Origin of the sequence: Limnospira sp. PMC 289.06 (assembly GCF_032350395.1) — a bacterium.
Lineage (GTDB): Bacteria > Cyanobacteriota > Cyanobacteriia > Cyanobacteriales > Microcoleaceae > Limnospira > Limnospira platensis.
This window is the reverse complement of sequence record NZ_JARPLC010000097.1, coordinates 1-19,732: the sequence shown is the minus strand read 5'-3', so window position 1 is coordinate 19,732 and position 19,732 is coordinate 1. Positions and strand designations below refer to the sequence as shown.

Sequence of the window (19,732 nt, the reverse complement as noted above, 5' to 3'; positions counted from 1 at the left end):
GCATCTGGTAGTAGGTTCTACTTCACGCCTTCCGTTCCCCGCTTCAATCTGACGGGGTGTGATTCCTGAAACTGGGGGTGGCTATCGCCGTTACTCTTTCCCACAATCGCCCAAGTGGTTTTAATCCTCCGTGTTATATAGTTGAGTATTGCGATTTTCTTTGTGGAATTAACCTTGAGTTCCCTGCCTTGCTTTCGCTTTGGGACATATAAACAGTTATAGGGATGGTCAGGAGTGCGCTCCTTATATTCAAACAAGGGGTTGAAATCCACTCCAGGCAGTTATTTCGGGCATTGCAGCCCTATTTGATGCCTGAACGTCTCGCACTGTTACCATAATTATAACCTTTAGATGGTAGCTAACTAAAGATTTTCCTGAGAAATTCGCCGATCGCTTTTCAGCCCTAGGGTGGTCAAGTTCACCTACCTAATAGTAAATCCTAGGTTAGACGTTGGACGTGGGGAATAGCCAACATCAGGGTCTTCCGCTCGCTTTGTGAGACGACATAGATCTACAGATTTTCCGGACAACTACTTCCACCGAGTAGGGTGGCATCGATCCTGATGATAATGCTTAGACGGCATCAGTTTGCGGATAGCAGGGCATCTTCAGAAGAATTTAGGAGATCTTGAATCGTCATGGTTAACTGTTTTAATCTCACTGGTTTACTCAAGTATTCATTAGCCCCCGCTAGTAAACAGGCCTTCCGATCGCTTTCCATGGCCAAAGCCGTTAAGGCAATGATGGGCGTTGTCGCTAACTCTGGAATCTCCCGAATCCGTTTCATCGCCTCTAGTCCATCCATTCCTGGCATTTGAATATCCATCAATATCAAATCAGGAGATAAAGCCACAGCCTGATTAATTGCCTCCTGACCATTTTTCGCCAACTCCGCTACGGTAGCCTTTCGCGGTTAAATAGCTGGAAATCGTGCTGATATTCGCTTCATTATCTTCCGCTAAAAGCAGCAAAGGCGCTGCATTTGGGGTTGATGGCAGTGCCACATCATTAGGGTTTAAATCTCTGATCAGAGTCCATCCGTTGGGGAATCATCACAGAAGCCTGATAGGGTAAATCGATACTAAAACAACTACCCAGCAATACTTCACTGGTTAAACCCACCCGACCGCCATGCAATTCTACAATTTGTTTTGTCAAGGCCAAACCCAAGCCAGTTCCTTGATATTGGCGATTCAAGGCGCTGTCAATTTGCATAAACGGTTGAAACAGCTTCTTGATATTTTCTGGGCTGATACCAATGCCAGTATCTCTCACGGAAAACCGGAGATATGGGCTTTCTCCCTCGGCTTCTCTTGGTTGGGGCAATATCACTTCTAAGGTGATGCTTCCCCCTTCTGGGGTAAATTTAACCGCATTATTGAGCAGATTAATTAATACTTGACGGATCCGGCGTTCATCGAGTATAATATCAGGCAATTTTAACGGCAGATTAACCGAGAGTTGAATCCGTTTTTTCAGGGCTTGCTGTTTGATGAAGGCGATACTGGATTTACACAGAGGCGCGATCGCCGTGGGGGAACATTCTAACTCTACCTGACCCGATTCTATCTTCGCCACATCTAAGATATCATTAATCAAAGCCAGCAGGTGAGAGGCGCTCCGTTCCACGGTTTGCAGGGCTTTCAGTTGTCTGTCATTCACGGGACCGAACACCTCCTCCTGTAGCCCTTCCGTCATGCCTAAAATGGCATTGAGGGGGGTGCGGAGTTCATGGCTCATATTAGCCAGAAACTCATCCTTGAGACGCTTCGCGCGGATTAGTTCCTCATTGCGTTGAGTAAGCTGTTGTTGCGCCTGTTGACGTTCTCTGAGTTCCTGTTGCAACTGCTCAAACAGATTAGACTGTTGAATAGCGATCGCCAACTGGAACGAGAATTGCTGCGCCAAATCAATATCCGACTGTTCCCAATGGCGGGGGCCGTCACATTGATGAATGCACAACAGTCCCCATAAGACATCTTGACAGATAATCGGTATCACTAAGTTAGCCCGCACCTGAAACTGAGATAAAATATCTACATGGCAGTTTTCGAGCGCCGTCGTGGTGGATATCATCCGCCACATGCGGAACGTCCTTGAGCGTAGAGACTGGCATAGTTTTCCCCAAAACAATGGTCATGGACGGGGATAGCCAGCACAAGCGGGGAAGTCATTAACCACTGACTCCGCCACTTTACGAGCCGTCGTCATAGCCAGAGTCGGGGTAAAATTTGAAAATACCCACCCTTGCCCCTTGCAGACAGTTGCAAATCTCTCGAGAGGCGGTGTCAAAAATGGTGGGTAAATCCAGGGATTGACTGATGCGTTGATTCGTCTCCCGCAAGAGCCGTTCTCGTTGCGCTTGCTGCTCAATGGTTTGTTCGGCTTTTTTGCGATCGCTAATATCCGTATGAGTGCCGATAAACCGCAGTGGTCGTCCCTCAGCATCCCGTTCCACCATGCGCCCTTGGGCTAAAATCCAGCGATAGGAGCCATCTTTACAGCGCAGACGATGTTCATGGCGATACAACTCCGTTTTTCCTTGAATATGTCGCTCCACGTCCTGGTAAACTTGGGCTAAGTCGTCAGGATGAACCCGACTTTGCCACTCCGTCAACCGGTTCTCAATTCTCTAGCTCCTGATAACCCAGCATGGATTTCCATTGTTTATTGAACCAAAGTTCCCCCGTCTGCATCTTCCAATCCCAGAGTCCTGTATTCGCCGAAGCCAGACCCAGTTCTAAGCGCAGTTTACTTTCTTGCAGAGCCTGTTCTGCTTTGGTGCGTTCGGTCAGTGCCGCTTTCTGGGCGCTAATATCCACCACTACACAAACAGAACTCTCATCAGTTTGAGATAACATCGCCACCCCAATTAACACAAACACCAAATGTCCATCTTGATGCCGATAAGCCTTTTCAAAGGGGTGAATAAATCCAGATTGACGTAGATGTTCGATCACCTGTACATCTTGTTCTCGATAGTCAGGGGGTGTGATTTCTGCCCAGTTGATTAAACCCATAGGCCGCCCTGCGCGGCTATAGCCCAACATCTCTAAAAAGCGATCATTAGCCTCGATGATGTCTCCGGCAAAATTGGTAAACATCATCCCCACTACGTTGGAGTCAAACACCCGCCGAAAACGAGTTTCACTGGCTTGTAAGGCGGCTTCAGCTTGGCGGATGTCGGTGATATCTAAATTCACCCCAATCATGCTGATGGGCTGACCCGCTTCATCCCGGACAACTAACCCAGAGGCTTTAATATAGTGGAGGCTGCCATCGGGATGCAGGACGCGAAATTCGGTGTTATAGTCGGCTTCTCCTAAAATGGCTTTCTGGAGGAGGTCTGCGGCGGCTTGGCGATCGTCGGGATGAACGCCATGAGACCAAACCTCGTAAGCTACCACAGATTCTGGATACGACGAGTATGATGAATTATCAACCCCATAGAGGGCATACATCTGCTCATCCCAAGTAATTTGATTTTGGCGAAGATCCCAATCCCAAAAGCCGATGTTTCCCGAAGATAAGGCAATTTTGAGCCGTTGGGAGAGTTGGAAAATTTCCGCCTCGGCTTGTTTGCGTTTGGTCATATCCCGGGCGACCCAAATCACCCGACGATCGCCCATGGGAGAAATACTCGCTTCAAAATATATGCGGCGATCCTCCAGGTCGATTTGATACTCAAACGACACGGTTTTTCCGGTGGTTAAGGCTTCCCGAATCGGCAGTAGAGTGCGGGATTCGGCCTCGTCTTGAAATAGACAATCGAGGGTTTGATCGAGAATCTCGGTGGCTTGGGGCTCGAGTATTTGGTGGCGGGTGGGCATCACTCGCACTTCATCGCGATCGCTTTCAATGATTAAAACCAAATCCCCCATGGCTTCAAAGACGCTGCGTAACTCGGTTTCACTGCTGCGTAGTTTTTCCTCAAAGGCGGCGCGAAAGCGTATATCCCGGAATATCCCTTGCACTATATGGGTCTGGCCCACTTTAATCAGGCTTCCTGAGATATCAACGGGAATTTCTGAGCCATCGGCCCTCAGAATCCGGGTATCCAACACCCAAAGCTGTTTTTCCTCAATAATCCGCGACAAACGGCGTTCAATGCGGTCTAATTCCGCATCGGGGATGGAGTTGGCTGATATGTAGGGGCGATCGCTCTAGGCTCAGTCCGCTGAACTCCGATACGGGAGTAGCCGAAAGCGGTACTCGGCGGCAGCGTTGGCTTCGATCAGGTAGCCTTCAGGGGTGGCTAGGAGAATGGCATCACTGGCTCCTTCCATGAGGCCACGATAGCCCGCGATCCGAGCCTGCAGGTCGGCGGTGCGTTGCTCGACTCGGGTTTCGAGTTCAGTATTTAAGGATGCTAGGGCTAGTTGAGCCTTTTGGCGCTGGCTAATCTCGTTCTGGAGTTGTTCATGTTGCGTGGCTTGTTTGAGGGCGATCGCCAATTGGATCGAGAGAGCCTGCAAGAGTTGGATTTCCCCGGTTTGCCAATCTCGCGGCTGATCTTGGTGACTGGCGATCATCAACCCCCAGAGGCGATCGTCTACCACAAGCGGCACCATCAGCTTTGCGCTTGAATCAAAGCTCAATAAGAAGCGGATGATGGCACTCTTTCTTCATGGACTCATCATAAATATCTCGCACCACCCGCACGCGACCTTGGCGATAGGGTTCGATCCACTCTCGAGTCACACAGGGGTCATTGGCTTGACTGTGCAGCACCGAACGACCACCGGCCATAATCGATTCGGCAATGACGGAACCGCTCAAATCGTCTTCAAACTTGTAGATAATCACGCGATGCCCGATCAACACCTGCCGCACTTCATCCCAGAGCCTCTGGAGAATAGTGGCTAAGTCCTCTTAATTGCGAATGGTTGTGGAAATATTCGCGACTCAGGCGATCGCGCTGGGCCTGAGTTTGAATCCGCTGAGTTTGTGCCGCCACCTCCTCTTGTAGTTCCTGGTTGCGACGTTCCCACAACGCCAGTTTTAAGGCGTATAGGCGGTTGACTTTTTGTTTGAGGTTTTCTGCCAAATTATAGATTTCAATGGGGTTAAACGCCCGTAGAAGGGTTGTTTGGGTGACGATTCCCACTAGGTTACCCCGTTCTCCAGTGACCACCACCCGCCGAATCCGCCGTTCCTCCATCTGTTGCTGGGCTGCCCACAGAAACTCATCTCCTTGCACTGTAAACAGGGGAGAACTCATCCGATCTTGGGCGCTGGTTTCCCTGATACGGCGCACCACCCCCCGACTGGAATTGCACAATATCCCGCGGCTTGTGATGATTCCCACAGGACGCTCTATGGGTGGGTTGTCGGCCGGATCGAACGGGCGTGATAATCACGCAACTGACTCGGTTTTGGGTCAATAACTGAGCAATATCTAGCTCTTTGCGATCGCTTTGTGATGTCACCACGTCCTGAGCCATTACGTACCCACTGACCGCAACCGCATCAAGTCCACCGGACTCTTCAGCCTTTGTAGGCTTTCGTGGCTAATCAAACCGAGCAGGCTGCAGTGGTCATCGACAATGGGTAAATGGCGCAAGCCACGCTTTTGCAGAAAGTCAATGATCGCAAAAATATCAGTTAGTTCCGACTGCTGTAGGGTGATAACCGGTTGGCTCATTACCTCGCCTACCAACAAACTTTGTAGGGGTTGCTGTTGGGCGGCTAGACGCACAATATCCCGCTCGGTGACAATACCGACAATGCGATCGCGATCTAGTGACGACTATAATTGAACTGCTGTCTGATTCACGACTGGGATTACTCATCAAGGCGATCGCCTCTTCCACTGTCGCATCGGGGGAAATAGTTAACACATTAGGGGCGATCGCGGTTTTGGGGTCTATGGTGGTTTCCGTCGGACTCTGATTGTAATCAACCATCAGCGCAAGGATCTAGGGATGTTTAAACCCAGCATAACCCCGAAGTTCGGAATTTGTCGATCATGATCATGATAGCTTTCTAGTTCCGCCCCCAAGTATGCAGCTTTCGCGCTCATCAACCGCTCCAGTCAATCGCTATCCCCTAAATATTTTCGACCTGTTTTTATGGGCAAAAAAAACCGGTTAGCTAGTTAAAAACTCCTTAGCGCAGTCCGGCATTTCACACCATGGTTATTACACCTTTTCTTTCACTACCCAAACTGAACAATTAGCATCGGCTACCACTTGGGAACTAACGGACCCTTGTAATACTCGGCTAAGTCCAGTTAATCCGCGACTACCAATAATAATTAAATCAGTTTTATAGATATTAGAAAGACGGATTATTTCCTCAGCCGGATCTCCCTGGACAATTTCTACATCACTGGGACAAGCTAACTGCTTCTGATAGCTGCGTAGATAATTCTCGATATCCCAATAGGCTAACTCTTCTGATGAGCTAGGATGGGGGCGATCGGCAATTGGATCTACATCAGGCGCTGTAGTTGAAACCACATGGGAGAATACCACGTGGGTTGTGGGTTCCAATTGTAGTTGCTTTAAGGCATTCATCATTATCTCCATAGAAGGGGAATCATCAATAGCAACCAAAATTGTCCTCAGCATTGGCAACTTCTCCTCACATTAAGCTGACCTAGAAATCAGCAACACCCGCTAAAAATCCCCATCTCCCTGATTTTTCGTCCGTAGACGAACAGAATCTGCATGGGATGGTAGCCCTTCTGCAGTAGCCAAAATATTAACAGCATTTGCCACTTTTTGCAGCGCCTGCGGAGAATATTCAATCAAACTAGAGTGTTTCATAAATACTTCGACTCCTAAAGCGGAAGCATAGCGAGCCGCCCCTGAAGTGGGTAGGGTGTGGTTAGGACCGGCTAAATAATCTCCCACCGCTTCCGGGGTCGAACAACCTAGGAAAATTGCCCCGGCATGGCGAATGTGTTCTAATAGTTCCCAGGGTTCGTCAACTTCTAGTTCTAGGTGTTCGGGAGCAAATTCATTAGATAACTGAGCTGCGGCTTCGAGGGAGTCCACCACCACCACTAAACCATAGTGAGCGATCGCCTTTTCCGTCATAGTTCGGCGCGGGTGATGCTCAAGCTGTCGTTCCACCTCAGCCACCACCTGACGAGCCAAAGCTGAGTCTGTAGTCAACAAAATCGCCGCCGCCATTGTATCATGTTCTGCCTGAGCCAGCATATCCGCCGCCACATGAACCGGCGAGGCGATACTATTGGCAATAATTAGCACCTCAGACGGTCCAGCGAGGGAGTCAATACCGACAGTACCATAAACCAATTTTTTCGCCAGCGTTACATATATATTACCCGGACCTGTTATCACATCAACTTTCGGCACAGTTTCCGTACCATAAGCCAAAGCAGCGATCGCCTGAGCCCCGCCTACTCGATAAATTTCCTGGACTCCAGCTTCCTGAGCCGCCACTAAAACCGCCGGACTAATCTTATTATCAATACCGGGGGGAGTTACCATGACAATGCGAGGCACTTTAGCCACATTAGCCGGAATGGCATTCATTAGCACTGTACTTAGGTAGGAGGCTTGGCCACCCGGCACATATAAACCCGCCCGATCAACGGGGGTGTATCGTTTACCCAAAACCACATTATCATCGCCAAACTGAACCCAAGACTTAGGAATACGCTGGCGGTGAAATGCCTCAATCTGTTTTTTCGCTAACCGAATTGCATCGAGAAGTTCACAATTAACCTGTTGATAAGCGACATCCAACTCCGAAGCACTGACCCGCAACTGTTCGAGGCTCAGAGTTTTGTGGTCAAATTCTTGGGTGTAGTGCAGCAGTGCTTTATCCCCTTGCCGCTTCACGGTTTGCAGGACTTCTCGCACCGTAGCTTCTTTATGGATAATAGTATCATCATGGGTACGACTGCCGATGCGTCGCAGTTCTGATTGTGCTTCAACCCACTGAGTAATAATTCGCAGCATGGTGATTAGGAGTGCAAACCGTAGAAGTTACTAGCCAAAACGCGAGGCAATTGACGGGCCCGGAGAGGCTAAATTTCTTTGAGACCGAGTTGGGCTGAACCTGGTCGGTCAGCTTAACTTTCAGTATAACCCGCGTTTGTTATATAGTGTAACGTGGATTCACAGACTCTGCTTGACTCGGAGATCTTGACCCCGAATCTGGACTTTTGGGCTTCGATACTGGCAAAATAAAAATTTAATGCACAAATTCCCCTGTTGACGTGCTATATTGGTATTTCTGGAAATCTTGATTATCAAAGATCCGCGTAGTCCTACACCGGAAGCCATGGCCAATATCAAATCTGCCATTAAACGAGTCCAAATTGCTGAACGCAATCGGCTGAGGAATAGATCCTATAATTCAGCCGTGAGGACTCTCATGAAAAAATATTTTGCCGCTGTTGAGCAATATGCGGCTAATCCCACCGATGAATCGTTGCAGTACGTCCAGCAACGGATGTCAGAAACGACCAGTAAAATCGATAAAGCCGTTAAGGTAGGTGTTCTGCACCGGAACAATGCGGCTCGGAAAAAATCGCGATTAGCTAGGTTCTTGAAACGACACCAGCCTAATTCGATCGCCCAGGAAGCCACAGCATCCTAGGGTGACTCCTCGTGCCGTCCGCGAGTATGTCAGCACGCCGCCCGGAAGTTATCGGTTTTTGACCCATCACTTCAGTGGGTGGCTATGCCAAATTCGCTCTCCCAGAATAAGGGTAACCAACAAAATGCAAAAGTGTTGGCTACAATATTAGCCGAAAGGCTGGGAACTATGCTGAAGGACAGATAGCACCAGATGCAGCTAATTGATACTCACGTTCACATTAACTTTGAGAGTCTGGCTACAGACCTCGAAGGCATCCGGCAGCGGTGGCGTTCTGCTGGAGTGGTGTCTTTGGTACACTCCTGTGTTCATCCCGGGGAATTTGCCGAAATTAGGGCGATCGCCGACCAAGTAGAAGAACTATCCTTTGCCGTGGGGTTACACCCTCTGGACACAGAGAAATGGACAGAAACCACCGAAAGTGAAATTCGGACTCTAGCCGAATCTGATCCAAGGGTAGTAGCGATCGGGGAAACTGGGTTAGACTTTTATAAGGCCAAAGATGAAGCCCGTCAAAAGCAAATTTTCAGGGCTCAACTGGAAATAGCTCGCCAACTAAATAAACCCGTAATTATCCACTGTCGAGATGCAGCAGCTTCGATGGTGGAACTGTTGCGGGATTTCTTCGATGATCTTGATCATGGTCCCGTGCGAGGTGTTATGCACTGTTGGGGTGGCACTCCCGAAGAAATGCAATGGTTTTTAGACTTGGGGTTTTACATTAGTTTCAGCGGAACGGTAACCTTTAAAAATGCTACCCAAATTCAAGAATCTGCTCGTGGCGTACCTCGCTATCGCCTATTGATTGAAACTGACTGCCCCTTTCTAGCCCCGGTTCCCCGACGAGGAAAACGGAACGAACCCGCATTCGTTAAATACGTCGCCGAAAAAGTATCCGAACTCCGGGGTGTATCCCTAGAAAGTCTAAGTCAGCAAACCACAAAAAATGCCTGTGAATTATTTGGCTTATCCGTGGTCGGTCACCCAGTTGCTAGTGTAGGGGCCATTGATGAATTGCCCTGACCCCATCAGTAACCCCCTAATCAAATAAATCGACTCCCCAAATTCCCCAAATTCCTGTAGCGCTATTGATGAATGGCCCAGATGGGGGGAGATATCAATGCTAAATGGGGGGAGGCGAGATTTTGCCTAACCCTAACATCCCAGCAGACCTTGAACATCCCAGCAGACCTTTAGAAACCATGACAAATACAACCCAATACGAATCGGCATTTGAACTTCCTGATTTAATTGAAATTCAGCGATCGAGTTTTCGTTGGTTTTTAGAAACCGGGCTAATTGAAGAACTGGAAAGTTTCTCCCCCATCAGTGATTATACAGGGAAACTAGAACTGCATTTCTTAGCCAGAGATTACAAGCTGAAACAGCCTAAATATGACGTAGACGATGCCAAACGGCGGGATAGTACATACTCCGTGCAGATGTACGTTCCCACGCGACTAATTAACAAAGAAACCGGGGAGATTAAGGAGCAGGAAGTATTTATCGGAGACCTGCCCTTAATGACCGAACGTGGCACGTTTATTATTAACGGAGCCGAGCGAGTTATTGTTAACCAAATTGTGCGGAGTCCGGGGGTATACTACAAATCGGAAATCGATAAAAACCAACGACGTACCTATAGCGCCTCTCTCATCCCGAACCGAGGCGCTTGGTTGAAATTTGAAACCGATAAAAATGATCTAGTTTGGGTAAGAATTGACAAAACTCGCAAACTGTCGGCTCAGATACTTCTGAAAGCCCTAGGATTGACGAATAACGAGATATTTGACGCATTGCGGCACCCGGACTACTTCCAAAAAACCATCGAAAAAGAAGGGGAATTTAGCGAAGAAGATGCCCTGATGGAGTTGTATAGGAAACTGCGGCCAGGGGAACCTCCCACCATCACCGGGGGAGAACAACTTTTGCATAATCGCTTCTTTGACCCGAAACGCTATGATTTGGGTCGGGTAGGACGGCATAAACTGAACCGGAAACTAAGGCTGAGTGTGCCCGATAGTACCAGAGTCCTAACACCAACTGATATTTTATCGGCGATCGACTACCTGATTAACCTAGAATACGACATCGGCGAAACCGATGATATTGACCACTTGGGTAATCGTCGGGTGCGTTCAGTAGGGGAACTATTGCAAAACCAAATCCGAGTAGGTTTAAACCGTTTAGAAAGAATTATTCGGGAACGGATGACCGTTGGCGATGCCGAAACCCTAACCCCCGCCTCCCTAGTGAACCCGAAACCTTTGGTAGCAGCCATCAAAGAATTTTTCGGGTCTAGCCAACTGTCCCAATTTATGGATCAAACTAACCCCCTAGCGGAATTAACCCATAAACGGCGTTTATCTGCCCTAGGTCCCGGTGGCTTAACACGAGAACGGGCAGGCTTTGCGGTGCGTGATATTCACCCAAGCCACTATGGTCGTATCTGTCCCATCGAAACCCCAGAAGGACCGAACGCCGGTCTAATTGGCTCCCTGGCTACCCACGCCCGGGTTAACCCCTACGGCTTCATCGAAACCCCTTACTATCCAGTAGAAAATGGACGAGTGCGCCGAGATTTGTCTCCGGTGTATATGACCGCTGACGAGGAAGACGATCTACGGGTAGCACCAGGAGACATTAGCTATGACTCCGAGGGACATATCCTCGGCGACCTAGTTCCGGTGCGTTATCGTCAGGACTTCACCAAAACCAGCCCCGACCAAGTGGACTATGTAGCCGTTTCTCCGGTGCAAATTGTCTCGGTAGCTACCTCCCTAATTCCCTTCCTAGAACACGATGACGCTAACCGTGCGCTGATGGGTTCCAATATGCAGCGCCAAGCAGTTCCCCTGCTGCGTCCTGAACGTCCGTTTGTGGGAACGGGACTAGAAGCCCAGGCGGCGCGGGACTCAGGTATGGTGATTGTATCTCGTACTGATGGAGAAGTCAGTTATGTAGATGGCGCGAAAATTCGGGTTATTGACCCCGAAGGTTGGGAAATCGAATATGAACTGCAAAAATATCAACGCTCTAACCAAGATACCTGCTTAAACCAGCGCCCCCTAGTTTATGAAGGCGACCAAGTAGTAGCAGGTCAGGTTTTGGCTGATGGTTCCTCGACCGAGGGGGCAGAATTAGCCCTGGGTCATAACATTTTAGTTGCCTATATGCCCTGGGAAGGCTACAACTACGAAGACGCAATCTTAATTAGTGAACGTCTGGTTTATGACGATGTTTATACCTCAATCCATATCGAAAAATTTGAGATTGAGGCGCGACAAACGAAACTAGGACCTGAAGAAATTACCCGCGAAATACCGAACGTTGGGGAAGACTCCCTGCGACAACTTACAGCGGACGGGATTATTCGGATTGGTGCTTGGGTAGAGTCGGGAGATATTCTGGTAGGAAAGGTAACCCCCAAAGGAGAGTCTGACCAACCCCCAGAAGAAAAACTGCTGCGGGCTATCTTTGGAGAAAAAGCCAGAGATGTGCGAGATAACTCCCTGCGGGTTCCTAATGGTGAAAAAGGCCGGGTGGTCGATGTGCGGGTGTTCACCCGAGAACAAGGCGATGAACTGCCCCCAGGAGCTAATATGGTGGTGCGGGTCTATGTGGCGCAAAAACGCAAAATTCAGGTGGGAGACAAAATGGCGGGCCGCCACGGCAATAAGGGGATTGTCTCGCGTATTCTTCCCATTGAAGATATGCCCTATCTGCCGGATGGTCGGCCGATGGATATTGTCCTGAATCCCCTGGGTGTGCCTTCTCGTATGAATGTTGGTCAAATCTTTGAGTGTTTGATGGGATGGGCGGGAGAAAACCTGAAACGGCGGTTTAAGGTGATCCCTTTTGATGAAATGTTTGGTCAAGAAATGTCCCGTGAGACAGTCCACAGCAAACTTAAAGAAGCCCGCGAAAAACTCAAAAAGGATTGGTTATTTAGTGAGGAATACCCCGGCAAAACTATTGTTTATGACGGCCGCACGGGAGAGCCGTTTGACCAACCTGTAACGGTGGGTATTGCTTATATCCTCAAGTTGGTTCACTTGGTGGATGATAAGATTCACGCCCGGTCTACTGGTCCTTATTCGTTGGTGACTCAACAGCCCTTGGGTGGAAAGGCACAACAGGGCGGTCAGCGGTTCGGAGAAATGGAGGTGTGGGCATTGGAAGCGTTTGGGGCAGCCTATACTTTGCAAGAGTTGCTAACGGTTAAGTCTGATGATATGGCGGGCCGTAATGAAGCCCTAAATGCGATTGTGAAAGGCAAAGCTATCCCCCGTCCCGGTACGCCAGAATCCTTTAAAGTGCTGATGCGGGAGTTGCAATCTTTGTGTTTGGATATTGCAGTCCATAAGGTGGAAACTAACAAAAAGGATGGTGCTAGTAAAGATTTGGAGGTAGACCTGATGGCTGATGAGTCTCACCGAGTCAGACCACCTTCTAAGCCTAGCTATGATTTGAGCGTCATTGATGACGACGAACAGGGCCAACGGATGTAGGTTGATTGAGCAGGTCAAGGTTCAGAAATTGGGTAGGTGGAAATCATGGCCTAGGGCGGCATCTAGCCATCATGGTCTGTTTCCACGCCCGTTATTGGTGAACCGGCCCCTACTGGGATCTGATTTTTTTTGTTAGCATACATGGGTAACTAGAATTATGCCTAAGTTAGAGCAACGTTTTGATTACGTCAAAATTGGGTTAGCGTCTCCAGAACGCATCCGACAATGGGGGGAACGTACTTTACCTAACGGTCAAGTGGTAGGGGAAGTTACGAAACCGGAAACTATTAATTACCGGACTTTGAAGCCGGAAATGGATGGGCTGTTCTGTGAGCGTATTTTTGGACCGGCTAAGGACTGGGAATGTCACTGTGGTAAATATAAACGAGTCCGACATCGGGGTATTGTCTGCGAACGTTGCGGGGTAGAAGTTACAGAATCGCGGGTGCGACGACATCGCATGGGCTTTATTAAACTGGCGGCTCCGGTGACTCATGTTTGGTATCTCAAGGGTATTCCTAGCTATATGGCGATTTTGCTGGATATGCCTCTGCGAGATGTGGAACAGGTGGTTTATTTTAATGCCTATGTGGTATTAAATCCGGGGAATGCTGATAATCTCTCCTATAAACAACTGTTGCTGGAAGAACAGTGGCTGGAAATTGAAGAACAAATTTACGCGGAAGAAGGCGAACTTGTTGGGGTGGAAGTGGGTATTGGGGCTGAGGCGATCGCCCGCCTTTTGGAAGATATCCCCCTGGAAGAAGAAGCAGAACGATTGCGAACTGACATTGCTAATGCTAAGGGTCAAAAACGCGCCAAGTTGATTAAGCGACTGCGGATCATTGATAACTTTATCGCCACCAGTTCTAAAACTGAATGGATGGTTTTAAATGTGATTCCGGTAATTCCCCCGGATTTGCGGCCGATGGTTCAGTTAGATGGGGGTCGCTTTGCTACTAGCGACTTAAACGACCTCTATCGACGGGTGATTAACCGTAATAATCGCCTGGCTCGGTTGCAGGAGATTTTAGCGCCGGAAATTATTATTCGCAATGAAAAGCGAATGCTACAAGAGGCGGTAGATGCCCTAATTGATAATGGTCGTCGCGGTCGAACTGTGGTGGGTGCGAATAACCGACCTTTGAAATCTCTCTCGGATATTATTGAGGGTAAACAAGGCCGCTTCCGTCAAAACTTGCTAGGAAAACGGGTCGATTATTCGGGTCGTTCGGTCATCGTGGTGGGTCCGAATTTGAAAATGCACCAGTGCGGACTACCTCGGGAAATGGCGATCGAACTTTTCCAGCCTTTTGTGATTCATCGCTTGATTCGTCAAAATTTGGTCAATAATATTAAGGCGGCGAAAAAGTTGATTCAACGCGGCGATCCGAGTGTTTGGGATGTGTTAGAAGAGGTGATTTCTGGTCACCCGGTTATGCTTAACCGTGCGCCAACTCTCCACCGCTTGGGAATTCAGGCTTTTGAACCTATCCTGGTGGAAGGAAGGGCGATTAAATTACATCCCCTGGTCTGTCCGGCTTTTAACGCTGACTTTGATGGAGACCAAATGGCTGTTCACGTTCCTTTGTCTATTGAGGCTCAGGCGGAAGCTCGTTTGCTGATGTTGGCTAGTAATAATATTCTGTCTCCGGCTACGGGAAGGCCTATTGTGACGCCTTCTCAGGATATGGTTTTGGGTTGCTATTATCTGACTGCACAAAATCCGAAGGCTGTGCGAGGAAAAGATCGCTATTTCAGTAACTTGGAAGATGCGATCGTTGCCTATAATCACGGTTTGCTGGATTTGCACGCTGAGATTTGGGTGCGTTTTGATGGGGAGGTTGACCTAGATGAACCTGAACAACTTGACCGAGAGGAAAAGTCTGCTGATGGTAGCCAGACTAAATTATATGTTGGTCACAAAAGTGGGAATTTGACCAGGAGAGTTAGAGAAGATAAGGAAGGTAAAATGATTTCCCAATATGTGCGGACAACCGCTGGTCGAATTATCTTCAACAAAACCGTGCTAGATGCTCTGGTTTAAGAATAATTGAAGGCGGGTTAGGTAGATATTTTATCATTATCTAAAACCCGCCGGGTCAAAAAAACTTCAAGACCACGGCTTTTTAAATTTTGCACTTTGACTGTGAACTGCTATGTCTGAAAACAAAAAAATCTTCCGCAACCGAGTTATTGATAAGGGTCAACTGAAAAAATTGATGACCTGGTCTTTTCTGAATCATGGGAGCGCCGTTACCGCCCAAGTAGCGGATGAATTGAAGGAATTGGGATTTAAATATGCTACGAAAGCTGGGGTTTCAATTAGTGTTGATGATCTACAAATTCCTCAGTCTAAAAAGGAATTATTAGAGGGGGCAGAAGAGGAGATTCGGCGCACAGAAAGGCGATATACGAAGGGAGAAATCACGGAAGTAGAACGTTTTCAAAAAGTAATTGATACGTGGAACGGTACCTCGGAAGCTCTCAAGGATGAGGTGGTGCGGAATTTCCGATCGACCAATCCCCTGAACTCTGTGTATATGATGGCGTTCTCTGGGGCGCGGGGTAATATCTCCCAGGTGCGTCAATTGGTGGGAATGCGGGGTTTGATGGCAGACCCTCAAGGTGAAATTATTGACCAGCCTATTAAAACTAATTTCCGGGAAGGACTGACGGTAACAGAATATATTATCTCGTCTTACGGGGCGCGGAAAGGTTTGGTAGATACGGCGCTGCGGACGGCAGATTCGGGATACTTGACTAGGCGGTTGGTTGATGTGTCTCAGGATGTGATTCTGCGGGAAATTGACTGCGGTACGGAACGGGGAATCACGATCGCAGATATGACGGATGGCGATCGCGTTTTGATTCCCCTGAAAGACCGCCTTATGGGTCGGGTCTTGGGTGAGGATGTAAAACACCCAGAGACAGGGGAAATTATTAGCTTTGGAGAAATCCGCGCTGTTCGCAATCAAGTTGTTTGTGATGACCTAGCGGCGGCTATCTGTAATGCTGGGGTGAAAAAAGTTTTTGTGCGATCGCCTCTAACCTGTGAGGCGAACAGATCCGTATGTCGCCACTGCTATGGCTGGAGTTTGGCTCATGCCCAAATGGTAGACTTAGGAGAAGCGATCGGTATTATCGCTGCTCAGTCGATCGGGGAACCGGGAACTCAGTTGACTATGCGGACCTTCCACACCGGAGGGGTATTTACCGCTGAAGCGGCTGGGGTTCTCCGCGCTCCCTTTGATGGTACTGTCAAATTTCCGAAAACTCTGCGTCTGCGTGCTTTCCGTACCCGACACGGGGATGATTCCTTCCTGGCGGAAAGTAACGGTTATCTCACCGTGGAAGGGAAAAAGGAAAACAAGCGCATTAATATCAGCCAGGGCTCTACGGTGGTGGTTCACGATGGACAAACCGTTGAGGCTGACCAAATTATGGTGGAAATTATCGCGGGGGGTCGAACGGCTCGTAAAACTACTGAAAAAGCCACTAAGGACGTAGCCACAGATTTAGCCGGAGAGGTTAAGTTTGCGGACGTGGTACCAGAAGAAAAACTCGATCGCCAAGGAAATATGACCCGCATCGCTCAACGGGGTGGTTTGCTGTGGGTATTAGCTGGAGAAGTTTATAACTTACCCCCCGGCGCGGAACCAGCGGTGAAAAATGGCGATCGTGTAGAACCAGGTAGCGTCCTTGCTCAAACTAAACTACAAACCGAACATGGTGGCATTGTCCGCATTACCCCTGATAATGGCGATGACCATCAGTCGCCAGTAATGGAAACATCCCTGGATGGAACTCTCACCACCATTGACCCCGGTGAGGAAAATCCTCTACCACGGGAAATTGAAATTATCACCGCCTCTGTACTTTTAGACCAGGCTTTGGTACGTCTGCAATCAGAGTTGGGACGGGAACAATATGTGATTGAAACTAACAGCAATCACCGTTTCTCCCTCAAAGTTACACCCGGTAGCAAGGTCGAAAATCATGAAGTGATCGCCGAATTGATGGATGATAGCTACCGCACCACTACTGGCGGAATCATTAAATACGCTGGCGTGGAAGTTGCTAAACGCTCCAAAGGTAAACAAGGCTATGAGGTAACATCTGGGGGAACTCTATTATGGATTCCTGAAGAGTGTCACGAAGTTAATAAGGATATCTCTCTGTTAATCGTTGAAGATGGTCAATATGTCGAAGCCGGAACAGAGGTGGTTAAAGATATCTTCTGTCAGAGTAAAGGGGTGATTGAAGTTACCCAAAAGAACGATATCCTTCGCGAAATTGTGGTTAAACCAGGGGAATTGCATCTGGTGGATGACCCGGAAATGGTAATGGCGATCGATGGTCAAATCAAAAACGCCGGAGAAGAAGTTATACCAGGAGTTACAGCCACAGAACTTAATTATGTTGAGTATGTGGAAACTCCCGAAGGTCCCGCCTTGCTATTGCGTCCGGTGGTGGAATTTAATGTTCCAGAAACTCCCCCCATTCCCTCCCAGGAATCCCTAAATCAGTCCATCTCCCTGCAAGCAGTACAACGTCTATCCTATAAAGACGGAGAGCGGGTTCGGTCTGTCGAAGGGGTCGAATTGTTGCGTACCCAGTTGGTAATTAACATCGGTACCGAAGCACCTCAGTTGGCTGCTGATATTGAGTTGATTCCCGATGAAGATAATCCTGAGATTATGCGCCTCCAATTGGTGATTTTAGAGTCTTTGGTGATTCGGCGCGATATTATCGCTGATTCCACCCAGGGTAGTACCCGGACTCGGTTACTGGTCCATGATGGTCAGGAAATTGAACCAGGCGCAGTCGTCACTCGCACCGAAATTCTCGGTAAAGATGGCGGTGTCGTTGGCGGTATTCGCTCCGGTGCTGAAATTCTCCGCCGCTGTCTCATTGTTCGTGACACCGATATGATTACCATTCCACTACCGGCTGGTGTCACTCCTACTGTGAAAGTCGGTGAACTGGTAGTAGAAGATTCCGAAATTGCACCAGGGGTCAAATTGTCCCAATCTGGTCAAGTTGTCTCCATTAACCAGGATGACTCGGAAACGTCAATAGTTCTCCGTATCGGACGACCCTATCGCGTTTCCTCCGGCGCGGTTCTGCATTTGAGTGATGGCGATTTGGTTCAACGGGGCGATAATTTGGTGCTTTTGGTTTTTGAGCGACCCAAGACTGGGGATATTATTCAGGGTCTACCTCGTATTGAGGAACTTCTGGAGGCTCGTAAACCTAAAGAGGCTTGTATTTTGGCTAAACAACCTGGTACGGCTCAGGTAGAGGTTTTTGAGGATTTGGTCCAGTTGCGCGTGATTGAGTCTGGCGGCGCTGCGACTGAGTATCCCCTGACTCCTGGTCAGACGGTTATTGTCTCTGATGGACAAACTGTTGATGTCGGACAACCTCTCACTGATGGTCCGGCTAATCCCCATGAAATTCTGGAAGTGTTCTTTAATTACTATCTCGAACAGGATGGGCTGGTTTATGAAGCTGCTCTCCAGAGTTTCCAAAAGTGTCAGATTTTCTTGGTTAACGAGGTCCAATCGGTTTATCAATCTCAGGGTATTGATATTTCCGACAAGCATATTGAGGTGATTGTCCGTCAGATGACCTCTAAGGTTCGCATTGATGATGGGGGTGATACTACTTCTCTTCCCGGAGAGTTGACGGAACTTCGTCAGGTTGAACAGGTCAATGAGGCTATGTTTATTACTGGCGGCGCTCCCGCTCGCTATACTCCTGTTCTTTTGGGGATTACTAAGGCTTCTCTCAATACTGACAGTTTTATCTCGGCTGCTAGTTTCCAAGAGACTACTCGGGTCTTAACTGAAGCTGCTATTGAGGGTAAGTCGGACTGGTTGCGAGGTCTCAAGGAAAATGTCATCATCGGACGACTAATTCCGGCAGGTAGCGGTTTTAATGCCTATGAAGATGCTGTTTTGGCGGAAGAGCAGGTTATGGATGAGGAACCCTACAACTACCAAGAAGATGATGTTCATAATGATGATTTGCGCGAAGATGTAATTCTTGATGACCACTCGGCTCGTGCCTACAGTGACCAAACTATATTCTCTGATGATGAACTCGTAGATGGTGAGGATGATGAGGATAATGAGTTTGCTATCAATGATGATTCTGATAATTTCCCTTTAATCGATGATGACGATGAAGAACCTTTCTCGTCTGCTATCATCACTGATGACATCCTTGATGACGACGATTTCTAACACCGTGCCTAATTAGGCAATAAACAAGAGTAGAGACAAAGCGTACCTTGTCTCTACTTTTTTGTTACGGAAGTTATCTTAAGTTTTGTTACGAAAAATTAACAAATGCTGCAAAATTTTTTTGGGGGGGGGAGTGGTTGCTTTTTGCTGGGAGTTATGGTATACTACTAAATAATTAAAATATTTTTAATTTTAATAATTTAACAAAAATTACGATTATAAAAAAGTATATCTTGATGATATCAGCGTTTCGGTAGACTTGTCAACCTCCAGCACTCTTGCATAAAATCGGGTAATTTCCGGATCCTGCTGGAAATTACTCCTCAAAGGAGATGATCGATGCAGGTCCAGGATTAGACCTACGTTAATGGGGTTATGACACCCACAGGTGAA

The 19,732-nt window shown here is 48.2% G+C and carries 17 protein-coding genes; 6 read left to right on the top strand and 11 right to left on the bottom strand.

All coding sequences use genetic code 11. The features are described 5' to 3' along the window. Window positions 1-583: 583 nt before the first annotated feature. From P5674_RS17565 to P5674_RS17525, 9 genes are all read right to left on the bottom strand, one after another. A complete protein-coding gene (locus tag P5674_RS17565; protein ID WP_006618605.1) occupies window positions 584-889 on the bottom strand; it encodes a response regulator in 306 nt (101 codons plus the stop codon). Next, on the bottom strand, window positions 861-1,004 hold the full coding sequence (locus P5674_RS17560; protein WP_006618606.1) for a hypothetical protein: 144 nt from the start codon (window positions 1,002-1,004) through the stop codon (window positions 861-863). Before P5674_RS17560 ends, P5674_RS17565 begins: the two co-directional genes overlap by 29 nt. Before the next feature lie 4 nt (window positions 1,005-1,008). After that, complete coding sequence (locus P5674_RS17555; RefSeq protein ID WP_050856776.1) at window positions 1,009-2,076, bottom strand: sensor histidine kinase; 1,068 nt, start codon at window positions 2,074-2,076, stop codon at window positions 1,009-1,011. A 118-nt stretch (window positions 2,077-2,194) separates the two neighbouring features. Next, a complete protein-coding gene (locus P5674_RS17550; protein WP_014275470.1) occupies window positions 2,195-2,617 on the bottom strand; it encodes a PAS domain-containing protein in 423 nt (140 codons plus the stop codon). A 7-nt stretch (window positions 2,618-2,624) separates the two neighbouring features. Beyond that, a complete protein-coding gene (locus P5674_RS17545) occupies window positions 2,625-4,097 on the bottom strand; it encodes a PAS domain-containing protein (protein WP_006618607.1) in 1,473 nt (490 codons plus the stop codon). A gap of 72 nt (window positions 4,098-4,169) precedes the next feature. Next, window positions 4,170-4,571, bottom strand: a complete 402-nt coding sequence (locus tag P5674_RS17540; RefSeq protein ID WP_006618608.1) for a GAF domain-containing protein — start codon at window positions 4,569-4,571, stop codon at window positions 4,170-4,172. 16 nt (window positions 4,572-4,587) lie between these two features. Beyond that, window positions 4,588-4,833 carry a GAF domain-containing protein gene (locus P5674_RS17535; RefSeq protein WP_006618609.1) on the bottom strand — a complete coding sequence of 82 codons (246 nt, stop codon included), beginning with the start codon at window positions 4,831-4,833 and terminating at the stop codon, window positions 4,588-4,590. Window position 4,834: 1 nt separating this feature from the next. Further along, window positions 4,835-5,221: a CBS domain-containing protein gene (locus P5674_RS17530; protein WP_286167486.1), complete on the bottom strand. Its 387-nt coding sequence runs from the start codon at window positions 5,219-5,221 to the stop codon at window positions 4,835-4,837. 222 nt (window positions 5,222-5,443) lie between these two features. Next, window positions 5,444-5,698 (bottom strand): CBS domain-containing protein, encoded by a 255-nt coding sequence (locus P5674_RS17525; RefSeq protein WP_035735851.1) that lies wholly within the window; start codon window positions 5,696-5,698, stop codon window positions 5,444-5,446. Between the two features lie 44 nt (window positions 5,699-5,742). On the opposite strand from P5674_RS17525, the gene P5674_RS17520 reads away from it, so the two are divergent. Further along, the gene (locus tag P5674_RS17520) at window positions 5,743-5,892 is read left to right on the top strand and encodes a hypothetical protein (protein ID WP_234933741.1); all 150 of its coding nucleotides are present in this window, start codon (window positions 5,743-5,745) and stop codon (window positions 5,890-5,892) included. A gap of 248 nt (window positions 5,893-6,140) precedes the next feature. On the opposite strand, the gene P5674_RS17515 is transcribed toward P5674_RS17520, so the two are convergent. Continuing rightward, complete coding sequence (locus tag P5674_RS17515; RefSeq protein WP_006618610.1) at window positions 6,141-6,572, bottom strand: universal stress protein; 432 nt, start codon at window positions 6,570-6,572, stop codon at window positions 6,141-6,143. 48 nt (window positions 6,573-6,620) lie between these two features. After that, window positions 6,621-7,934 carry a histidinol dehydrogenase gene (gene hisD, locus P5674_RS17510; RefSeq protein WP_006618611.1) on the bottom strand — a complete coding sequence of 438 codons (1,314 nt, stop codon included), beginning with the start codon at window positions 7,932-7,934 and terminating at the stop codon, window positions 6,621-6,623. 325 nt (window positions 7,935-8,259) lie between these two features. Here hisD and rpsT point away from each other — a divergent pair, with 325 nt between their 5' ends. From rpsT to P5674_RS17485, 5 genes are all read left to right on the top strand, one after another. Beyond that, the gene (gene rpsT / locus P5674_RS17505) at window positions 8,260-8,577 is read left to right on the top strand and encodes a 30S ribosomal protein S20 (protein WP_014275476.1); all 318 of its coding nucleotides are present in this window, start codon (window positions 8,260-8,262) and stop codon (window positions 8,575-8,577) included. A 192-nt stretch (window positions 8,578-8,769) separates the two neighbouring features. Continuing rightward, a complete protein-coding gene (locus tag P5674_RS17500; RefSeq protein WP_006618613.1) occupies window positions 8,770-9,600 on the top strand; it encodes a TatD family hydrolase in 831 nt (276 codons plus the stop codon). Window positions 9,601-9,779: 179 nt separating this feature from the next. Continuing rightward, the gene (gene rpoB, locus P5674_RS17495; RefSeq protein WP_035735857.1) at window positions 9,780-13,088 is read left to right on the top strand and encodes a DNA-directed RNA polymerase subunit beta; all 3,309 of its coding nucleotides are present in this window, start codon (window positions 9,780-9,782) and stop codon (window positions 13,086-13,088) included. A gap of 157 nt (window positions 13,089-13,245) precedes the next feature. Beyond that, the gene (locus P5674_RS17490; RefSeq protein WP_014275477.1) at window positions 13,246-15,135 is read left to right on the top strand and encodes a DNA-directed RNA polymerase subunit gamma; all 1,890 of its coding nucleotides are present in this window, start codon (window positions 13,246-13,248) and stop codon (window positions 15,133-15,135) included. 112 nt (window positions 15,136-15,247) lie between these two features. Continuing rightward, on the top strand, window positions 15,248-19,339 hold the full coding sequence (locus tag P5674_RS17485) for a DNA-directed RNA polymerase subunit beta' (RefSeq protein WP_190593887.1): 4,092 nt from the start codon (window positions 15,248-15,250) through the stop codon (window positions 19,337-19,339). The last annotated feature ends 393 nt before the right edge of the window (window positions 19,340-19,732 follow it).

Bases quoted from the DNA above. Each gene is read 5' to 3' on its own strand.
- P5674_RS17500 (WP_006618613.1), top strand. From the start codon at position 8,770: ATGCAGCTAATTGATACTCACGTTCACATTAACTTTGAGAGTCTGGCT.
- P5674_RS17485 (WP_190593887.1), top strand. From the start codon at position 15,248: ATGTCTGAAAACAAAAAAATCTTCCGCAACCGAGTTATTGATAAGGGT.
- P5674_RS17515 (WP_006618610.1), bottom strand. From the start codon at position 6,572: ATGCTGAGGACAATTTTGGTTGCTATTGATGATTCCCCTTCTATGGAG.
- hisD (WP_006618611.1), bottom strand. From the start codon at position 7,934: ATGCTGCGAATTATTACTCAGTGGGTTGAAGCACAATCAGAACTGCGA.
- P5674_RS17490 (WP_014275477.1), top strand. From the start codon at position 13,246: ATGCCTAAGTTAGAGCAACGTTTTGATTACGTCAAAATTGGGTTAGCG.
- rpoB (WP_035735857.1), top strand. From the start codon at position 9,780: ATGACAAATACAACCCAATACGAATCGGCATTTGAACTTCCTGATTTA.
- P5674_RS17555 (WP_050856776.1), bottom strand. From the start codon at position 2,076: ATGATATCCACCACGACGGCGCTCGAAAACTGCCATGTAGATATTTTA.
- P5674_RS17530 (WP_286167486.1), bottom strand. From the start codon at position 5,221: ATGAGTTCTCCCCTGTTTACAGTGCAAGGAGATGAGTTTCTGTGGGCA.
- P5674_RS17540 (WP_006618608.1), bottom strand. From the start codon at position 4,571: ATGGTGCCGCTTGTGGTAGACGATCGCCTCTGGGGGTTGATGATCGCC.
- rpsT (WP_014275476.1), top strand. From the start codon at position 8,260: ATGGCCAATATCAAATCTGCCATTAAACGAGTCCAAATTGCTGAACGC.